This is a genomic window from Streptomyces sp. NPDC002790, from assembly GCF_040295505.1.
Taxonomy (GTDB): Bacteria; Actinomycetota; Actinomycetes; order Streptomycetales; family Streptomycetaceae; genus Streptomyces.
The window spans coordinates 1-18,070 of the sequence record NZ_JBEOVM010000126.1 but is presented as its reverse complement, the minus strand read 5'-3'; the positions used below and the strand labels follow the sequence as shown (position 1 = coordinate 18,070).

The 18,070-nt window shown below is 70.6% G+C and carries 20 protein-coding genes; 1 reads left to right on the top strand and 19 read right to left on the bottom strand.

The features are described 5' to 3' along the window. The coding region (locus tag ABT004_RS31925; protein ID WP_351343664.1) for a hypothetical protein at nucleotides 1–678 on the top strand (678 nt) is incomplete at its 5' end. A gap of 3 nt (nucleotides 679–681) precedes the next feature. On the opposite strand, the gene ABT004_RS31920 is transcribed toward ABT004_RS31925, so the two are convergent. From ABT004_RS31920 to ABT004_RS31830, 19 genes are all read right to left on the bottom strand, one after another. After that, nucleotides 682–1,590 (bottom strand): hypothetical protein, encoded by a 909-nt coding sequence (locus ABT004_RS31920; RefSeq protein ID WP_351343661.1) that lies wholly within the window; start codon nucleotides 1,588–1,590, stop codon nucleotides 682–684. Further along, nucleotides 1,587–2,363, bottom strand: coding sequence for a hypothetical protein (locus ABT004_RS31915; protein ID WP_351343658.1), 777 nt, complete (start codon nucleotides 2,361–2,363; stop codon nucleotides 1,587–1,589). The genes ABT004_RS31920 and ABT004_RS31915 overlap by 4 nt, the downstream gene beginning before the upstream one ends. After that, nucleotides 2,360–2,776 (bottom strand): hypothetical protein, encoded by a 417-nt coding sequence (locus ABT004_RS31910; RefSeq protein ID WP_351343656.1) that lies wholly within the window; start codon nucleotides 2,774–2,776, stop codon nucleotides 2,360–2,362. Before ABT004_RS31910 ends, ABT004_RS31915 begins: the two co-directional genes overlap by 4 nt. Nucleotides 2,777–2,883: 107 nt before the next feature. Further along, nucleotides 2,884–3,333, bottom strand: a complete 450-nt coding sequence (locus tag ABT004_RS31905; RefSeq protein ID WP_351343670.1) for a hypothetical protein — start codon at nucleotides 3,331–3,333, stop codon at nucleotides 2,884–2,886. A gap of 82 nt (nucleotides 3,334–3,415) precedes the next feature. Further along, entirely contained in the window at nucleotides 3,416–5,212 is a 1,797-nt protein-coding gene (locus ABT004_RS31900; RefSeq protein ID WP_351343653.1) for a hypothetical protein, read from the bottom strand. Continuing rightward, complete coding sequence (locus tag ABT004_RS31895; RefSeq protein ID WP_351343650.1) at nucleotides 5,209–6,411, bottom strand: AAA family ATPase; 1,203 nt, start codon at nucleotides 6,409–6,411, stop codon at nucleotides 5,209–5,211. Before ABT004_RS31895 ends, ABT004_RS31900 begins: the two co-directional genes overlap by 4 nt. Before the next feature lie 77 nt (nucleotides 6,412–6,488). Then, nucleotides 6,489–6,764, bottom strand: a complete 276-nt coding sequence (locus ABT004_RS31890) for a hypothetical protein (RefSeq protein ID WP_351343667.1) — start codon at nucleotides 6,762–6,764, stop codon at nucleotides 6,489–6,491. A 322-nt stretch (nucleotides 6,765–7,086) separates the two neighbouring features. Then, nucleotides 7,087–8,403, bottom strand: a complete 1,317-nt coding sequence (locus tag ABT004_RS31885; protein ID WP_351343647.1) for an MFS transporter — start codon at nucleotides 8,401–8,403, stop codon at nucleotides 7,087–7,089. A 48-nt stretch (nucleotides 8,404–8,451) separates the two neighbouring features. Beyond that, a complete protein-coding gene (locus ABT004_RS31880; RefSeq protein WP_351343644.1) occupies nucleotides 8,452–9,378 on the bottom strand; it encodes a hypothetical protein in 927 nt (308 codons plus the stop codon). 132 nt (nucleotides 9,379–9,510) lie between these two features. Beyond that, entirely contained in the window at nucleotides 9,511–9,849 is a 339-nt protein-coding gene (locus ABT004_RS31875; RefSeq protein ID WP_351343641.1) for a hypothetical protein, read from the bottom strand. After that, entirely contained in the window at nucleotides 9,846–10,247 is a 402-nt protein-coding gene (locus ABT004_RS31870) for a hypothetical protein (protein ID WP_351343638.1), read from the bottom strand. The genes ABT004_RS31875 and ABT004_RS31870 overlap by 4 nt, the downstream gene beginning before the upstream one ends. A 68-nt stretch (nucleotides 10,248–10,315) precedes the next feature. Beyond that, nucleotides 10,316–11,497: a hypothetical protein gene (locus ABT004_RS31865; protein WP_351343635.1), complete on the bottom strand. Its 1,182-nt coding sequence runs from the start codon at nucleotides 11,495–11,497 to the stop codon at nucleotides 10,316–10,318. A 51-nt stretch (nucleotides 11,498–11,548) separates the two neighbouring features. Then, the gene (locus tag ABT004_RS31860) at nucleotides 11,549–12,355 is read right to left on the bottom strand and encodes an SPDY domain-containing protein (protein ID WP_351343632.1); all 807 of its coding nucleotides are present in this window, start codon (nucleotides 12,353–12,355) and stop codon (nucleotides 11,549–11,551) included. Between the two features lie 50 nt (nucleotides 12,356–12,405). Beyond that, complete coding sequence (locus ABT004_RS31855; RefSeq protein ID WP_351343629.1) at nucleotides 12,406–13,143, bottom strand: glycosyltransferase; 738 nt, start codon at nucleotides 13,141–13,143, stop codon at nucleotides 12,406–12,408. A gap of 78 nt (nucleotides 13,144–13,221) precedes the next feature. Further along, a complete protein-coding gene (locus ABT004_RS31850) occupies nucleotides 13,222–13,743 on the bottom strand; it encodes a hypothetical protein (protein ID WP_351343626.1) in 522 nt (173 codons plus the stop codon). Nucleotides 13,744–14,812: 1,069 nt separating this feature from the next. Then, nucleotides 14,813–15,193, bottom strand: coding sequence for a hypothetical protein (locus tag ABT004_RS31845; protein WP_351343623.1), 381 nt, complete (start codon nucleotides 15,191–15,193; stop codon nucleotides 14,813–14,815). 473 nt (nucleotides 15,194–15,666) lie between these two features. Further along, on the bottom strand, nucleotides 15,667–16,683 hold the full coding sequence (locus tag ABT004_RS31840) for a DUF8094 domain-containing protein (protein WP_351343620.1): 1,017 nt from the start codon (nucleotides 16,681–16,683) through the stop codon (nucleotides 15,667–15,669). A gap of 72 nt (nucleotides 16,684–16,755) precedes the next feature. After that, nucleotides 16,756–17,373, bottom strand: a complete 618-nt coding sequence (locus ABT004_RS31835) for a hypothetical protein (RefSeq protein WP_351343617.1) — start codon at nucleotides 17,371–17,373, stop codon at nucleotides 16,756–16,758. After that, nucleotides 17,351–18,070, bottom strand: a 720-nt coding sequence (locus ABT004_RS31830; RefSeq protein ID WP_351343614.1) for a hypothetical protein, incomplete at its 5' end; no start/stop codon positions are given. The genes ABT004_RS31830 and ABT004_RS31835, both read right to left, overlap by 23 nt.

Here is an 18,070-nt window from a genome sequence, read left to right as displayed (position 1 = left end):
GTGGCCAGACGCGGTGGTGGCGGCGGGCAGGCGCAGACCGCGGAGGCTTCGCGTTCCTGCGGTCCTACCTCGGCGGTGCAGGCGAGGCGCTGGGGGATGGTCCTGGTGCCGGTCGGCGAGGTCGTTGCGCATGTGCGCGAGGTCGGACCACAGGACGCCGAGCCGGTGCTCGGCCAGGTACTGCAGGCGCTTCGCGGTGTGCGGATCTGCCGGTTGGTCGAGGTCTTGATAGAAGGTGGCACTGGCCGCGAAGACCTCGCCGAGGGCGATGAGGACGCCGTCGTGGGAGGCGGTGAGTTCGGTCAGGACGTCGGCGACCTAGTCGGTGGTGCTGGCTTCGCGGATCTGCTCGGCGAGGTGGGCGGCCTGGGAGCCAATGGAGAGGTAGTGCGGCTCGCGCATCCCGGTGTCGAAGGCTTCGTCGGCCTTCACGTCGTATTTGACGGCACGCAGCCGGGCGACGGCGCGGGCGGCGAGACGTTTCTCTTCGGCTTCGTCGAGGCCGACGGGCAGGCGGTGATAGGTCTCGTGCAGGCGGACGACGGGGACGAACCCGGTGCGCTCAAGGATGCTGTGGGCTTCGGGATCGCCGCCGCGGGCGAGGACTTCCCCGGAGTGCACATCGCGCCCCAGGGTCAGGTAACGATCGGCGAGGGCCAAGAAGGAGATGCTTTCTGACGGTCAGTGGGCGGGCCGGGTGGCGTTCGGCGGGGCGGGCTGTCCAACTGGCATCGCAGATAGCGCAGTTGGGCGAGGCGATGTTGTCTGGCTGTTGGCCGGAAGTGTGCTGGCCAGGGAGTCGAGGTCCTGCTGGATGCCGTGCAGGCGGCGGGCGATCAGTTCCAGCTGGTGTGCGCGGTCGCGGCCGTGCGCACCGGGGAGGCGGTCGAGACGGTGAGCCGCGTGCTCGACGAGGCCACGGACGGTGGACAGCGGACCGGCATCCTCGTCGGCGAGTTGCCGCAGCAGCTCCGCGAGTTGAGCGGTGGCGTCGGGGGCGGCCCACGGCGGCCGGGCGCGTTGGGCGAAGCGTGCGCCCTGATGCGGATCCGGGCCGCCGACCGATGGTGAGATCAGCCCCAGCTCGGCCTCCAGGCGCCGGCTCTCGGCGGCCAGACGTGACAGGTTCGACCGGTGCGCCGTCCATGTGCCGTCGGCTCGGATGAGGTTGGCGATCAGGTCGATGCGGCCGGGCTGTGCTTGGACGGCTATCCAGCGGCAGCCGCGTTCGTCTCCGGGGCGCTGGACGTCCGCGGTGCGGGCGATCCGGTGGGCGATCTCGGACCACTCCGGGCGGGTGAGGTCGCGGTCGTCCGGATGCAGGCGCGCGGACGCATGCCAGATAGCCCGGTAGTCGCCTCGTGGGCTGGCCGCGTGGTGGTGCTGCCAGGACGGGTGATTGAGATGCTGGGCCCACTCGGCAGAAGCCCAGATGCGGTCCTCGTCGTCGAGGAAGTAGGCGTCCAGCCCCGGCCAGTGGGCGACCACCGTGTGGTCGGTCAACCCCTCCTGGCGGCTGACGGGCCGGCCCAGGGCCTCGGCGAGGGCTTCGTTGGGATCGATGCCGCGCGGGTGAATGCGAATGATCATGATGGGGTGGTGTTCCGGGTCGCGCGGGCGTGTTGCGTGAGGTCGTAGGCGAGGGTGATGAGCGCGTGTTCTCGGACCAGGTCGGCGTGCACGGCCGGATCGCCGGGCGGCAGCAGCTCCAGGGCATGGCCGATGGCGGTGAGGGCTTCGGGATAGTGGCCCAGGCTGCGCCGGGCCGAGGCCATGCGGAACAGAGCGATGGGATCGTTCAGCCCGCCCTCGGGGAGCAGGCCCACCAGGGCCAGCAGCATGGGCGCCCGGCCGGGAAGGAAGGTGCCCAGCCACACGCCGTGCAGCAGGACGTGCAGCGTCTTGGGGTGGCCGGGTGCGGCGACGAGGACCCGGTGCATGACGGCGAGGCCGTCGGAGCGTGACTGCCCCAACCGTGCGAAGGCGTACAGGGCTTCGCTGTAGGGGTCCTCGTCCAGCACGTTCACCGGCACCTTGTTCATGAGCGACTCGATGTCGCGGCAGCGGAAGTCGTAGCGCAGCGTGCTGAGGTAGAGGTGCCGGTACGTCCGCCAGATCACGGGGCCGGGACTGGGGTCGGTGACCTGCTCGGAGGTGAGCAGCGCCAGTGCGCTGTTGCCCGCCGCGCGGGCCCGCCAGGCGACGTCGGCGCACACCTGCGCCGACTCCTGCCAGGTCGCCTCCGTCTCGCGCAGTGCCTCGGCCAGCAGCGACGGCCACTGGGTGCCGGCGATCTGATCGACGGCCGCCGATACCGCTCGGGCCAGGACGGTCGCGCGATCGGGGTCGAGTGCCTCGGTCACTGGCCGCCCCGCGCGTCGGCGACGTGCACCACCTGGTTGAGGTGGGTGAGTGAGTACCAGCCGCAGTCGACATCCTCGTCGGCGCCGGCCAGGCGCGGCACCAGGTAACTGCGCAGCGCCTGCTGGTAGATGAGGCAGTCCGGGCATCGGCTGGAGAGGTGGACCAGGTAGCGCGGGTGCGCGGTGATGTACGAGCGTTCGCCGCCGGCTGGGTCGTACAGGCGCCAGCCGTCCTCGTCGGTCGGGGTGTGCCACGAGGGGGCGACGACCTTGTAGGCATCGCCCCACAGTTCGCTGCCGGAGGTGCCCTTGAGGATGACGACCTGGTCACCGGGCCGGAAGTGGGCGTGGGTGATGTCGCGATCGGGGGTGACGGTGTCACCGGGGGCATGCGGGTGGCTGGGTGCGGGCACAGCAGGTTTCCTTCCACGAGGTGCGCGGGGAGGCGGTGGGAGGAACAAGGATCCGGACGATCCCCGGTTTCGGTAACCGGGGATCGTCGGCTATAAAGCCCAGCGTTCTATCGGAACGGGTTCTCCGTCCCGATGTCGTCGGAGGCGGCGGCGTCCAGGAGTTCGGGCAGGTCAGCGCCCTCGGCGTCCCGCTGGTCGATCCACCATCCGGCGCGGTCTACGGTGCGGATCTTGTCTTCCAGGTCGGCCCAGTCGGCCTCGTCCCAGGTGCCCTCGCTCACCAGCAAGCTGTAGGCGGCGGTGACGAGCTGGTGGCGGGAGCGCTCGCCCCAGTCGAGGGCCCGCTCGGGCCCTTCGAGCGGCGGCATGTCGAACTGCTCGGCCCACTCGCGGGCGGCCTGCTGTTCCTCGGCGCGCTTGGTGGCGAGCCAGGCTTCCTTGGATTCCGTGTCGGAGTCGCGGGCGGCCTTCCAGCAGTCGGTGCAGTCGCGGCCTTCGAGCCAGCGGGCGAATCCGGCGCGCCGGTCAGCGGCCCGGTCGGAGAGGTTGTGCGTCACTTCGTGTCCACAGCTGTGGACGATCTTCCAGGTCGTACGGATTGCCACGTAGTTGTTCCTGTTTTCTGTCTTCTATGTCGGCTCACCGGGTCCTGCGGATGGCGTCTGTGGCCGCCTTGGCGATGGCAACGGGAGCGCTGGAGGGCTGGGGCAGGTGGAGCAAGGTGGTCCCCGGCAGGTGCTGGGACCTGGCGGTGAGGGTGAGCTGGAGTACGGCGCAGCCTGCGGTCGTGAGCTGCTTGACGCGGGTGACGGCTTGAGCGGTTTCGTCGCTGCCGTACAGGGCGTCGGTGACGATCACGAGCAGGCGGCCGGCGCCAGGGCGTCGGAGTTCGAGGCCGTGGTCGAGTGCGTCGATGGCGTCGCCGAGATTGTGGTGGCCGCCGTTGGCATCGAACGTCGTCACGCGCTCTGGTGCTCGGTGGGTGGGTCGGGTCAACGCGGTCAGGTGCCTGTCATAGGCGATGGTGGCGGTAAGGGAGTCGGGGTCGGTCAGGGCTGCCGCGCGTGCCACGATCCAGGCAGCGGACGCGACGGGCGCGCAGGCGGCACGCATGGAGCTGGAGACGTCGACGGCGATACCCACACGCAGCGGTGGGGTGGGAGAGTTCCGGCGGCGGGTGTGGGTGAACGGTTCCGCGGTGGGGACGGACCCGGCGGCGCGCTGGGCGTCGCGGGCGAGGGCCGCGCGCATGTTGAGGCGGCCGGGCGGTGTGGGGCTGGTGGTTTGCTCCTCGGTCCGCTCGCGGTAGGCGGCGGCGCGCAGGGCGCGGCTCAGGCGCGCGGCGGCACTCTGCTCGGCGGCGGTGGGCTGACGGGTGCCGGTGACTGGGGTGCTGTGGGGCGCCGTTGTGCCGTCGGGGTTGACGGTGGTGCCACGGGTGTTGAAGACGCTCTTGGCGGTGGCGGCGGCTTTGCGTCGCTGGCCGGCCCGCTGGGCGCGGTCCTGAGCCTGTGCCTTGGACCGCGACGTCATGGCGTTGTTCGCTGCGGCCTGTGCCGCGAGGTCGGCGGCGTCGGTGGCTGCCGTGCTGTCCATGACGACCCCCACGGCGCCGGACAGCAGATCGGTGAGGTTCTCCGGCACGGGCAGGGCGGGGGCTGCGGCGTCCAGAGCGTCGCACCATTCTTGACCGTGCGCGAGCATGGTCGTGGCGTCGTGGTCGGCGCACTGGTGGGCTGCGGTCCAGATGCGGGTGAGGGTGGCCAGCAGGTCTTTGCCCAGCACCTTTTCGCACAGATCGGAGACGGCCCGGGTCTCGCCGGCGTCCAGGATGCCGACGTCGCGGCGGCCGAGGATCAGGGCCGCCACGGAGGCGGCGTGCTCGATGCCCTGGAGGGTGGGGTGGGCGATGTCGGGCATGACCAGGGTTCGGGCGCTGGTGCGCAGGTATGTGCGGTCCGTGGGCCGGGTGATCAGGTGTGTGCCTTCGACGCGGCTCTCCTCCAGCAGGAGCGCGGCTTCGACGACACGGGGGTTGGCTCCGCCAGGCTGGGTCCAGACGGAGTGGGCGGCGTGCGCGGCCTCGTGGACGAAGACGCCCCAGGCGGCGGGATATCGCTCCTCGTCGCCCACCATCCGCGGATGGATCTCGTGGGGCTTTAGCGGGGCGAACAGGCTGGCGTCGAACTCGACCTCGCCCAGAGTGGGGAAGAACGCGGCCGGTGCGCCGCTGCGCGTGCCGGGGCGGCAGGTGACGAGGAGGTCCTGGCGGCCGGAGAGGGCGACGAGCCGGTCGCCGAGTTCGGCTCCCACGCGCAGCCATGCGGCCGGGGAGGTGCGGGGTTGCGCGGGAGGGGCGCCGTCGTTGTCCCAGCGCGCGAGGTCGGCGTCGTCGTCCCGGATGGCGGGGGACTGGACGTGGTGGTGGGCGCTCATCGCGAGCGGCCCCGGTGTGCGGAGCCGGTGCTCGGGGGCTGCTGGACGGCCGAGGCGGGGAGTTGCTTGCCGAGGGTGAGGGGCGCGATCTTCTTGACGCCGACAGCCTTAATGACGGCGTCGGCGACGATGTCGCGATCCTCCACAGGTGCGATGCCGACCAGGTTCGCCAGTGCGGCATTGGTGCCTAGGACGGCCTCGGTCTTCTGGTAGCTGAGCAGTTCCCGCAGTTGGGGGGCCCACCCCAGCTCGCCGAGTTCGACCTGGCGGGCGAGGTTCCGGGCGACCCGGACCACCCGGGCATCGATCCTCAGGGCCAGAGCGAGGTCGTAGTCCGTGCCGATCTGGATCTGCACGCTGAACCGGGACGACAGCGCCTCCGTCAACACCGCCCCGTGGACGCCGGGATTGTGGCCCGCCACCACGTAGAAGCCCGGCTCGGCCTTGATGGCCTCGCCCTTGTGAGCCTTGACCTGGATCTGCCGGCGCCCGTCCATCGCGGGATACAGCGCCGCCAGGACCTTCGGTGAGATCAAGGTGGCATCGTCGATCAGCAGGGCACGGCCCTCGGTCATCGCCGTGACCAGCGGACCGTACTGGAAAACGTAACCCCCGCCGTCGGCCTGCATGTACTCGCCGATCAGGTCGCCGACCGTGGTGTCGCCGTCCCCGGCGACGGTGAGCAGGTCCGGGAACGCCGCCTCCACCAAAGACGTCTTGCCGGTGCCCGGAGGGCCGTAGAGCAGCACCGGCACGTCGGCGTCGCGCAAGCGATTCAGCGCCTCGACGTCGGGCAGATCGGCCAGCTCCCGGGGGTGGTAGAGCTGGCCCCCCGCGCGGCGGATCGGGCCGGTCTGCCTGGGCTTGGCTACTGCCGGAGTGGTGGTGCGGGCCGTGGTCGTCTGGGTGCGGGGAGCATGGGTGCCCGGTGGGCTGATCACAGCGGTCTGCGCGGCTGCGGCGGTTTTCGCGTTCGCACGGAACTCCGGCTGACCGCTTCCGCTTTGGCCTGCCTCGCCGCGTCGTACCAGGGTGAGGGCGGCGTTGCGGACGGCGCCGTGGGAGTGACCAAGCTGCCTGGCCATGTCCCCGATGGTGAGCGTGTCCGCCGGCCGGTCGGCCAGGAGTCGGGCGACCTTGGCCCGTAGTTCGCCGCCCTTGGTCCGCGCTGGACTGGTAGGCGGTCCGGGTGTGGTCAAGACGAGGGTCCTTCAACAGGTATGGGTGCGGGCGGGGTTGGCGATGTGCTGGAGCGGCTGGCCGCTCTCGGAGCGGATCACGGACTGTGCTGACATCGGCGACCGGGCCAACCGGGGCCTGCCGTCGGCGCGTACTGGCCGACCGGGGGCTCGGCCCAGGTGCAGGGGGTGGCTGGCGACGAGCAGGTCGCTGGCTGCCGAGCAGGCCCGTGCGTCCGCTCCGTACCGGGTTCCGTCGCTCGGCAGGCGCAGTCGGGCGTCTCTTCGAAGCCGTCCTGGAGCAGGATCCGCCGGGCGGCGGCGTTGTAGCCGGTGGTGGTGATCTCTCCGGTGATGGCGTGCCGGATCGTCATGAACGGCTCTGCTGGTGCCTCGTGCAAGGCGGATCTCCTATCGGTGGTGGCGTGAAAGCGGTGGGGTGTTGGGCGAAGGCGGAGGCGGGCCCTGAGCTTTCAGCACATCAACGGTGCGTGGCTGGACCACGAAAGATGGGCAATGACTGCCGACATGCTCCAGGGCGGGCCTCACCGCCCTGCAACTACCCGTCTCGCCTTCCGCAGTTCCGATAGCCGGGTGTACCAACAACGGTCATGCTCTGGGTGGTCTCCTTGCCGTGACGGGCAGTTCAGGGGTCATTGACGGAAACTCGCAGGCCGCGCGGGCGGGGTGTGAGACTCAGCGATGCGCGGCATGCGCGGCATGCGCGGCATGCGCGGCATGCGCGGCATGCGCGGCATGCGCGGCATGCGCGGCATGGGCGGGTGTGCGGCGATGCCGGCCTCGGCGGCGCGTCGGGTCTGCAACGGTCAGGCGGCGGCGGGCGCCGAGCAACACCAGCAGGCAGGTGAGGGCTCCCGCGGCGGGGAGTGCCGCGGTGTACGGCTGCGTGGAGAGCGCGCCCGCGAGCGCGGTACCTGCCGCCTGGCCGGAGCCGACCGCGGCGATCAGCCAGGCGTACGCCTCGGTACGGGTGCCGGCGGGCGCGAGCGCATCCACCGTCAGGAATGCGCTGGTGACCAATGCGGTGAGGAAGAGGCCCGGTAGGGCCGTGAGCGCGGTCGCGGCGACCGGCCCGGGGCCTGCGGAGAGGGGCACCCAAGCGAGAGCGAACAGAAGTGCCGCGGTACGGAGTTGCCTGCTCAGGTGGCCAGGCCAGCTGCGCCGGCCGTAGAGGATGCCGCCGACGAGGCTCCCGGCAGACAGCGCGGCCGGGACCACCCCGGACAGCAGGGCCATGCCGTGCCGCTCGGCCATGGACACCGCCCACACGTTCATCGCCCCCAGCGCGAAGCCGACACCGGAGACGGCGAGGAACAGCAACCGCAGCCCACCGTGCTGCAGAGGCCCGAGGAACCCGCCCGTGCGAGCGCCTTCGGGATGCCACCTTCTGGACGGTGCGGCGCTGAGCACCACGCTCGCCCCGAACAGCCCGAGCACCGCGGTGACCGTCATGGCGACGCCGGGCCCCTGGAGGGCGGAGACCGTGGCGACCAGCGGAGGTCCGGCGACGTAGATCAGACCTTGGGCGCCGGTGTCGAGTGCAAGCGCGGCGCGGCGCCGCTCCGAATCCGGGAGCACAGCGGCCCACAGGGCGCGCAGGTTCGCCTCCAACGGAGGCGTGCTCAGCCCTGCGAGGACTACCAATCCGGCCGCGAGCCCCGGGGTGGCGACGGCGTCGGTGCGCAGCAGCAGGAGGCAGACCGTGGTGACCAGGACGGCGGCCGTCGTGACCCGGGTCTGGCCGCGCCGGTCGACCATGCGCCCCAGCGCTGGCTGCCCGATGGCGCTCGCGAGCCCGTACAGCGCGCACAGCAGCCCGCCGGTCGCGAGCGATCCGCCCTGTTCGGCGACCAGCAGGAGGATCGCGACGGGGGCCATGCCGTTGGGCAGACGCCCGATCAGGGTGCCCAGCAGCAGCCGGGCGACGTGCCGCTCGGCGAGCAACGGCCGGGAGGCAGTGCGGTCCGACGGGCAGCTGGTACGGGAATTCAACGCGGGGTGCTCTCCGTGATCGTCAGGCGAGGGCGAAAGAGGGAAGGGTCAGCGGGCGCGTGCGGCAGTGGCTGCTGTCGGTGGCTTCGGGGGTGTGGCGGTGGTGATGGCTGGGCGGGAGGGGGCTGCGACAGGACTAGAGGTGGCACGGACCACGTCGAGCAGGTCTTCACCGGCTTCGAGCCACAGCGCCAGGGCTTCATCCGTTCCGCTTGGCGCGGGTCCGGCCTGGGCGTCGGGCGCGGTCTGGGTTCGAGCGAGGAGGTTCTCGAAGCGGACGAGGACCGCCCTCTCGCTGTCGGCCAGGGGCTTGATGTTGGCCCTGCGAGTGGCCGCGAGCAGGTAGGGCGCGTGGGTGAGGAACCGGTCCATTGCGGCGTCCAGCTCCAGGTTGTCCACGGTGCCGGGCGCGATCCCGTGCACCCAGTCCAGGTCCTCCTGCGCTTCGCGCAGCCGCGCCAGATGCACCAGCTGCTCGAACGAGGGCAGCAGCAGCGAGCGGACATCGGCTGCTGCCTCGCGGGCGGTGGCGGCGACCACCGTGCGGGGCCCGGCTCCGGTCACGTGCAGGTGGTCCGGGGACGGAAGCAGGGAGCCGGTCAAATAGCGGCCGTCCCACGGGCGTTCGGCCAGGAGGAGTTCGGTGCCGCCGCCGTCGCGGAGGATCGCCGCACCGGGAGTGCGGTACTTGGCCAGGGTGGACAGTGCGGGGCTCGCCTCCCACACCCAGTCCAGGAGCTGGGAGGGGATGGTGCCGTCCGGGTAGTGCTCGATGCTGACGTCCCACTGGCCGGGCAGGGCCTCGGCGACGGCGTGCGCGATGTCGCCGAAGTAGGGCCGCTCGCTGGTGATGACCTTGGCCTGACAGTCCTGAGCGGTCTGGTGCAGCCGGGCGAGTGCCTCGCGCGCGCTGGCGTGGTCATCGAGGGGCAGCCGGTGGGCGTCGTCCTGGTGCTCGCGGATGAACCCGGCCAACTCCAGTGCAATCGCTGCCCATTGGTGCCTCTCCCCGCTGGGGAGCGCGACGATCGTGTTGCCGGAGCTGAGGTGGAGGGAGATGGCTGCGGAGGAAGTCAGGGCGAAAGACCTTCGTGTCGGATCGGCGGGTCAGCGCCGCCGCCGTGGGATGCCGTCGGGCGCGGACTGTGCGGTCATGGCGGGCTTCGTGCGGCGTGGCGCGGATGCGGCGGGCGGGACGGCGCGCAGATCCGGGTCGAGATCGACGCTGTAGCGGGCGGCGGCGAGCATCTCGGCGGCCCATGTGGCGTGCTCGTTCTCCCAGGTGCGGCCCAGGTCGAACGGCAGCCGGATCCAGACGCCGCGCAGTTGCGGGTAGGTGTCGAAGCCGGCTCGCTTGAGGACGCTCGCGGCGAAGCCGTCGACCGCGCCCTCGACATCGACTTCGCCACCCCGGCCGCGGATGATGCGGATCGGTTCATCGCTCACCGGCTCCGCCCCTTCCCGGCTGTCTGGCTGTGGCCGCCCACCGGTACGTTGCCGGGCTGGGGCAGAAACTCGGGGGGCGCGGTGGTCGGGGCGCCGTGTTGCTGCGGGGAGCGGGTGGCTGCGGCCTGCGCGATGCGGTTGCGGCGTTCCATCAGCCCGCCTCGCAGGGCCGGTCGCGGCGGTGAGGCGCTGCGGCCGGGGTCGAGACGGTAGTCGGCCTGGACCTCATAGCCGTGGCGTCGAAGATCGTGAACAGCCTGGCGGGTGCGGCGGATCCCGTCCTTCTCGGGGCTGGTGAGCCGGTACAGGCCCGGAGTGTCGGGCACGGGCTCGAACTGCTCCCGAACCAGGTACCAGTTGGCGAGGTGTGCAGGAATGTTCGCTGTGGCGGCGGCCACAAACCCGTGATCGGGGTGAGCGCCGAAGCGGAAGTGGTCAGACAGAGGCGGATCCCTTCTGCGAGCGGTCAGCGTCGTGACGCTGGAGCTGGGGAGGCGGGTGGCAGCGCGGGATGTGCGCTGAGAGCGCGCCGGCTGGGAACGGACAGCGTGTTCGTCCCGGCCGGTTGTGCTGCGCGGACCTGCCGTTCGAAGATCGCCCCGTCGGCGAGCCACGTCTGGATGGCGGGGAGTGCGGACATGCCGTACTCGGCGCGGACGTGGTGGTACTCGTGGGCGCGCAGCAGCCGGGGTATGGCGTGCAGGTCGGTGCCCAGGGTGGTCTCTTCCGCCCGTGCTGCCGCATTGTCGGAGAGGGCGGCGCGCAGTCGTACCAGCACTGCTGCGTCGTCGGGCCATGCCGTGGTGGCTGGACGGCACTGGGCGAGCAGCTGTGGCCCGTGTTCGAGCACGGTGCTGAAAGCGATCCAGGCATGGTCGGCGAAGGCGCGTTCCATGCTGCCGATGAGGCGGCTGCTGAGCGGCACGCCGTCGGTGTAGCGGCCCGTTTCCTTGATGGTCTGGAGCGTGTCGTGCTCCTTGCGAATCCGTTCCAGGGCCGACAGGACGGTGTTCAGATCCCGGTGGTGCAGCGCGTGGCGCAAGGCCGGCAGGAACGTGCTCACGATGGCGGATGCCGCGCGGTCCGGCTCAGCGGGAAGGACCATGGTCTTCGGCGTGGTGGGATCATCCAGGACGTCTTCCTTCTCGTCATCGGTGAGCGCGCCGAGGAGGTAGCCGGTCGGGTGACCGGGCCGCTCGATCAACAACAGTTCCGTGCTCTGTCCGTCCTTCAGCACGGACGCGAAGGGGACGCGGTGGTCCTGGAGTGCTCGGTTGATTTCGCCGGCCTCCCAGAGCTGATACCAGAGGTCCTCCTGCCACAGTGGGTAGCTGTAGAGCTCCAGCTGGGAGGTCCAAGTGCCGGGCAACCGCGCGGCGATCTCGGTGCTGATGTCCCCGAGGTAGGGGCGGGTGCTGGTGACGAGGGTGACGCCGTGTTCGGTGGCGTGAGCCGCCAGGGCGCTGGCGTTACGACGGGCGGCCTGCGCGTCGTCGAGAGAGACGGCGTATGCGCCGCCGGTCTGGCGGCTGAACCCGGCAGCTTCGAGGGCCTGGTTGGCCTGCTTGTAGTTTTCGCCGGCCGCCATCGCGACGAGGCCGAGCGTGCGGCTGGTGCTGAGAGTGATCTCGGTGGTGAGGTCGGGCATCAAGGTCCTGGTGGGTCGAGCCTGCGGACGGGCGTGTCCGGTGCGTAGGGCTCAGCGGGACTTCGGGGAGCGCTTGGGCTGGGGGCCATGCGTGGGATTGGTGGACGATGGCCGCGCCGAGGGAGGTTGGGGCGACGGGGCGTGCTCGATGGTCACGAGGGGAAGGACCGCTGTGGGGAACGGGAACGCCGTGGTGCGCAGCATGGGGCGAGGGTCGAGGGTCTTCGCGGCGACCGCGTGCATGAGGAAGGCCGGAGACTGCTGCGTGAACGAGATGTCCCACAGGTGACCGAGGTCGTCCGGGGAAGCGGCAATGTGCCAGGCGATGGATGAGTCGCCGTGGATGGCGGGTGCGGACGAGTCGGGCGGCCGGCCGATCACGGCGGCTTGCCCGTCCCGTGAGATGAAGCCGGAAAGCCCGGAGGCGTCAAAGTGATTCCAGGCGTCGGCGTCGACCAGCAGCTCGAATGGGCCTGGTTCGGAGCCGATGCCGTAGATGACGTGATCCGGGTCGGAGGCCAGTTCAGCTGCCAGGGTGCCGACGAGCGTGGAGACGAACTCGATCGGCACGGCGCCGCTGACGCTCGTTCGCCATCGCTCGGCGGCGTCCTCGTCGCTACGTGCTGAGATCACCAGATGGGGGCCTCGTCCCACGGCCTCCTGGTCATGGCGGAGGGTGATGCGACGGCAGGGGCTGGTGACGGTGAACGAGGAGTTGTCGGTGTGCACACTCCACCCCGTCTCCTCGGCGAACACGTCAAGGAACTCGTGATGGGTGACAGGCAGGCTGGCGGCCAGGTAGCGAGGAGAGATGAGGACCTTCTCCCGGGGCCGGTCCTGGTCGGGGGTGTCGGGCATGGGCGCCTTCGGTGGGTGGGAATGATGCGGAGGTGAGGGGGCCGTCTCGGCTACGCGGCGGCGGGTTCCGGGCCCTGGGGCGACAGGCACGCGGCGCGCAGGTTGGCACCAAATCCATGGGCGAAGGCCCTCGACCTCGACTCCAGTTCGTCGTACGAGTCCTGCGCGGTCATCTGTCCCGCGTGCTTGCGGTACCGGTAGACCGGGACGGGCAGCACGATGCCCGGGGCGAGGCAGGTGACCGCAAGCGCGCAGTAATCCTCGCCCTGGACGAGGCCGCCCATGGGGGCCGCGCGCACCAGGTCGGTGCGGGCGAGGAGGGTGGTCGGGCCGAGCGGGATGGTGTCGGCCGGGTCCTTCCAGTACCGCCACACGTCCCCGGCCTCGTGACGGCCCGGCGGAGTCGGGGGCCGCCACAGAGTTGTGGCCCCGTTGGAGTGGAGGTCCTGGCTATATCCGGCGCACCAGCCCACTCCGGTCGTCTCCAAGGTCCGCAGCCGCAGCGCCATGGCCCAGTCGGTGAACTCATCATCGTCGTCAGCCCAGTTGAGGTACTCGGTCCGCACTTCGGTGAGCGCGAAGTTGCGGGCGCAGGCTGCGCCGACCGGGCGCGGCAGGGCAAGGGTGCGGACGCGGGAATCGGCGGCGAGGGCGGCGGGCAGCCGGGCGGGGTCGGCGCCGTCGAGGGCGACGATGATCTCCACCGACACGCTCTGACGGCACAGGCTGGCGTGCATGGCCGTGAGGAACGCGAGACGGTCCGGGCGGAGTTGGGTGGCGATGACCACGGTGATCTTCGGGCGCGAGTGCGGGGACAGCGGGCTCTCCGGGCGGTGGGGCGGTCGGGACGGTGCGGGTGGCCGGGGTTAGCGGCGAGCGGTCTTGCGGGGCGCCGGCGCCGATGTGGATGTGGCCGTGGGCAGGCGCGGGGCGGAGCGCGGCGCAACGACCGGGGCGCGGGAGTCCGGGTGCCACGCACCCGGGTGGGCGGTGATTCGGCTGCGCGGATCGGTGTCCCACGCGACGACGGGACCGCGGTCGTACGCCTGCAGGGCGATCACTTCGATGCCGTGCGGGTGCAGGACGTACGCCCACTCCAGGTCGCCGGTGCCGTCCTGCGTGATCAGTTCACGCTCGGCCGGGCTGCGGTCTGCGCAGATCACGTTGGTCATCCGACGGCTGAGGTATTCATCGCCCCCGGTCAAGGAGCGGCGCAGGGCGGCGGGAGCGCCGTCGAGGAGATCGGTGCCCAACTCGTCCCAGCCGTGCTCCACGTCGTCGATCAAGTGGCGGGCCATGGACTCCAGGTCGCCGGCGAAACGGTGCTGGTAGGCGGTCAGGAGCAGCGGGAGTTTGCTGTCGGGATAGCCGTCGAAGTGGACGTACATGCCGGCGTATCCGTCGGCGGTGGGGCGGGCGATGACAGAGCGGGTGGACAGGTCGGTCTCCTGAAATGGGCGGTCAGTACGCGCGGGGACGCTTCGGTGCTGCCGCGATGGGCGACGGCGTGGGGCCGGACGCCGCCGTGCGCGCGGTGGTTTTCGGCGGGGTGGTGGCCGGGATCGGTCGGTCGGGCGCCCACAGGCTGGCGGTGTCGCGGAACCGCGCGCGGGGGTCGGTGCCCCATGCGACGACCGGACCGCGTGCCGCGCCGGGAGCGCTGAGCACTTCGATGCCCGGAGGGTGGAGGACGTAGCCCCAGCTCAGGCGGGATGCTGTCCGCTCGGTGTAGAGGAGCGGGGGCGAGGTCGGGTGGGCCGGGTACCGTCGGCCGGGTTCGTCGCGACCGCCGGCCAGGTGCTCGCGCAGCGCATCGGGTGCGCCGTCCAGGAGGTCGGTGCCGAGGAAGGACCAGCCCTCCGGCGCCCCGTCGATGAGGTACGCGGTCAGGGCGTCGGTGTCCCCGGCGAAGCGATGCTGGAGTGCGGCGAGCAGCAGGGGCAGGTGATGGCTGGGGTAGCCGTCCCAGTGGACGTACGTGCCGGCGTAGCCGGTGCCGGTGGGACGGGCGATGACAGAACGAGTGGACAGAGGGTCTTCCTGTCGTGGGCGACGTCAGCGGGCAGGGCGGCGCATGGACGCAGTCGGCGCGGCGGCAGGCGTGATCGCGACGGCGGGCGTGGACGGCCCGACTGATGGCCGGTGCGTGCGCCGGTAGGCGCTGGCCAGGTGGTCCTCGCCCAGGTAGGCGAGCTGGTCACCGAGTGCGGACAGCTCCTCGGCGTGCTGGCGGTAGCGGGCGGCGATGCCCGGTTCCTGGTTTGTGCTCGCACCACTCGGCCGCGGTCTCCAGGAACAGGTACAGCTCGGCGAGGCCGCTGCGCCCGTCGCCGAGGACGGCCTGAGTGACCGTGTTCAACTAGGCGGCCGGACGGACCCGGTATAGGTGGCGGGTGGGGATGAATCGTTTGTAACAAGGCATGCAGGAACCGCAATCTTGTAAAGGGGGTGGGAGAGTCAGACGGAGAATGTATGGGCCGCACTGCACTTGACGGGGCGTGCGTTGCCCTTAACGACGCAGACCCGGATCTTGTGCGTGCCCTGGAAAAGGGTCGGCGTCCGCCAAGAGCAGTTGCCGTTGTTGTAGGAGTCCGTGACGGTGGTGAGCAAGCGGCCATCGTTCGCGAGGATCTGGACCGCTGCCTTGTAGCCGTCCGTCTTGATGTCACATGCGGTGACGTGGTCGTTGACGTGGTTGTAGTAGCCCTCGGCGCCGCCGCCGCTGGAGACCCACCAGCCGGAGCTTGCGGACGCTGTTGCGGTGGAGAGCGCGGTGGCAGCAAGTGCGCCTCCCAGGGCGATGGGCAGCGTGCGCTTGAAAAAGCCGGATGCGAACACGGAGTTGCTCCTTACAAAGATTGGGTTCATGGGTGATCGAGCTGCCGCCGCTAGTCGCGAGCGGACACCCGCCAGTCGAGGGCAGTGCGCATGCGGAATTGACCTCCGTGGCGTCAGGAAGGAATGCGGGAGCAGCCCCAGGCGGGTGCGCGGGCTGAGAACAAGAGTCCGGAGAATTCCCGGTTTCGGTAACCGGGGATTGCGTGCTATCTTTCGCGCCGCCCCACGCATCCAGCCAATGGCATTCCGTCAAACGGTCATGACGGAAATGGGCTTGTGCTGAAGGGAGTTCAGCGACTGGGGCCTCGTGGCGGAGCGGGGCGCGCCGGCAGGCCGGGGACGGCCACGTGGGTCCGGGTCGCCGGCGATCGGCCGGTTCTCTCGATGGGCGCGATCTGCTCTGTGGTGCGGCCGACGTTGTCGTCCAGCTCGAAGTCGGGGTGGGGCACGGACAAGGGTGTTCCTCCGGCGCGCTAGGCGCGGTCTGTCGGCGCGGAGCCGACGGGCGGGCCGGAGGCGTCGGTGCGGGCGCACGTGTAGCCGATCAGGCGGGACGGGGCGGCCTTCACCGACACGGTGGCGGCATCGGTGCAGACGAACGTGTACGTCACCGAACTGCGAGGAGTGCCGTGCAGCCAGGCGTTGTCGTCCTTGTCGGGGTTGATCTGCAGCCCGGAGTGCGCGACGGCGTCGGTCTGAGTGTGGGTGTGGGCGAACAGCAAAAGCGCGCCGCCGTCGCGGGTCTTCAGCGCGTAGGCGTCCTTGAAACGGTTCGTACCGCCGGAGAAGACAGTGGTGCCCAACTTTCCGAACTTGCGCGTCGTTTCGTCGTGGACCTTGATCTGCTGCTTGCTGGCCTTGGTCGGTTCGAAGACCTTGGTGCCGGTGTTCGTCCCGCCGGTCGCGAAGTTGTCGACCACTGCAGTGCGCAGCACGTTGGCGTCGGCCGCGAACTGCTTGTTGCGGGTGGCGGCGACCGCGGTGGCGTACCCGTCCTTGTCGAGGGCGATGTCCGGCAGCCGCGTACCGTCGAGGTCGACGACGGAGACCAGCTCCCACCGCTTGTCCTTCGGCTGCTCGGCGAAGACGGCGAGGCGGCTCGGATCGTTGCCCTTTTCGTTGGAGAGCGCGGCGGCGAACCAGCGGTCCTGGCCGGTGGTGAAGCGCGGGATGTACAGCTTGGCACTGGAGGTGTCGTACGACCACGGCTTGTACGGCTTGCGGTCCGCCTTGGGCAGGCCCTCGGTCTCGGCGTAGTCCGAGACGGACATCGCGTGCGTCGGTCCCTCCTCGACGGTGTCGAGCAGAGCGCGGTCGTGCTGTGCGTTGGCCTTGTTGTTGATCTTTGAGTAGTGGGTGATGACGGCTCGGGCCTGTGTGTCACTGAGCGCGGGTACCGGCTTCGGCGCGGCGGGTGTGGTGGGGTTCTGCTTCGCGGACGAGGCGTCATCGCCGCTGGTGCAGGCGGTGGCGGCACCGGCAAGCAGCACGGTGGAGACGAGCAGGGGCAGAGCGTGGAGAGCGTTGCGGATGGGGGTGCTCCAGGGGCTTGGGCGGATGGATCAGCGGGGGCGGGAAGTAGTTGGGCCGGGCCGAGGGACGGGCGCGGTGACGCTCGGGCTCAGGCTGCGGGACAGGGCCCGGGGAGCGGTGAGCCGGTCGGCAGCCTGGTGGAGCCGGGCCCCCGACTTGTGGAGTCGACCGCGGGCACTGTCGATCCGGGCATGCAGCAGAGCCCGCGTGGACTCGATGGCCTCGCTGCGCTGCGTCGATCCTGGCGAGGCGTCGAGCTGGTGCATTACGCCGACGTGGGCGACGGCTTCACCGAGGTCGGCCAGGGCGTGACCCAGCGCGCCGACCGTGTGCGTGAGCTGGGTGACCTTGCGCCGGGTGATCTCCGCCTCGGGGTCTCGACCGCGTCGTACGGTGCGCGCGGCGAAGGCTGCCGCAGTGGTGAGGTGGGTGATCAGTCCGGTGATGTCGCGAGCGCTGTCGTCGAGGTCATCGAGGTTGTTGACGCCGGAGTGCACCGAGTCGGTGAGCGGCAGCTCGTCGGCCGCGTTGTGGATGCGCTCGGCCAGCGAGTGCAGCTGGCTGACCTGGTCGTAGTGGAAGGGCAGATGGACTCCTGATCGTGTGCGGCGGCTGACGGCGCGGTCAGCGGGTTCGGGCGCTTGCACGTCCGGCCGGCGGTACGGCAGGAGCGTGTGACCCCGTGAGCGGGGACATCTGTGCTCTCGTGGCAGCGGCTTGACCCGGTGGTGCGCGGCGACGGGGAGCTTCGCGCGGGAGCGCAGTGCTCGGCACGCCGTCGGGGGCGCCGAAGGGGTGCGCGCCGCCGAGGAGGGAGGGGTTGCCGTCGAGTTCGTCGAGCCATTTGAGGAGCTTGGGAAGGTTCTTGTCGGGCCCGTAGGCGAGGTAGGTGCCGTCGGCGCTGTCGCAGCCGAACCACTCGGCAATCCCCAGGCGGGACCGGGAATTGACACGGCCCATGTGCACGCCCTTGCCGCGGGCCTTCGCCTCGCGGGCCAGCCGCTCGGCTACCGCGCCGAGTTTCCATTCGGTCGATCCGGCCAGGAAAAGGACATCGAAGCTGTCCCAGGGCAACAGCCCGGGTTGATCACAGCCGTCCTGGGCCGCGAAGGCCGCGGGGACGCCAATCTCTCGGATGCGGGCCAGCCACGGCAGCGACTCGGTGAGGGTGCCAGCGGCGTCGAACGGCTGGTCCGGGGCGAGCGCCCACAGACAGCGATCCGGCCCGTACCTCTCGATGGTGCGCGAGAGCCAGGCGAACCACGCTTCGGCGCCGGGCCAGTAGCGGCCTTTGCCGTCGCTGCCGAACTTGGAGTTGTCGCAGGCGTACAGGGCGCCTTCGGG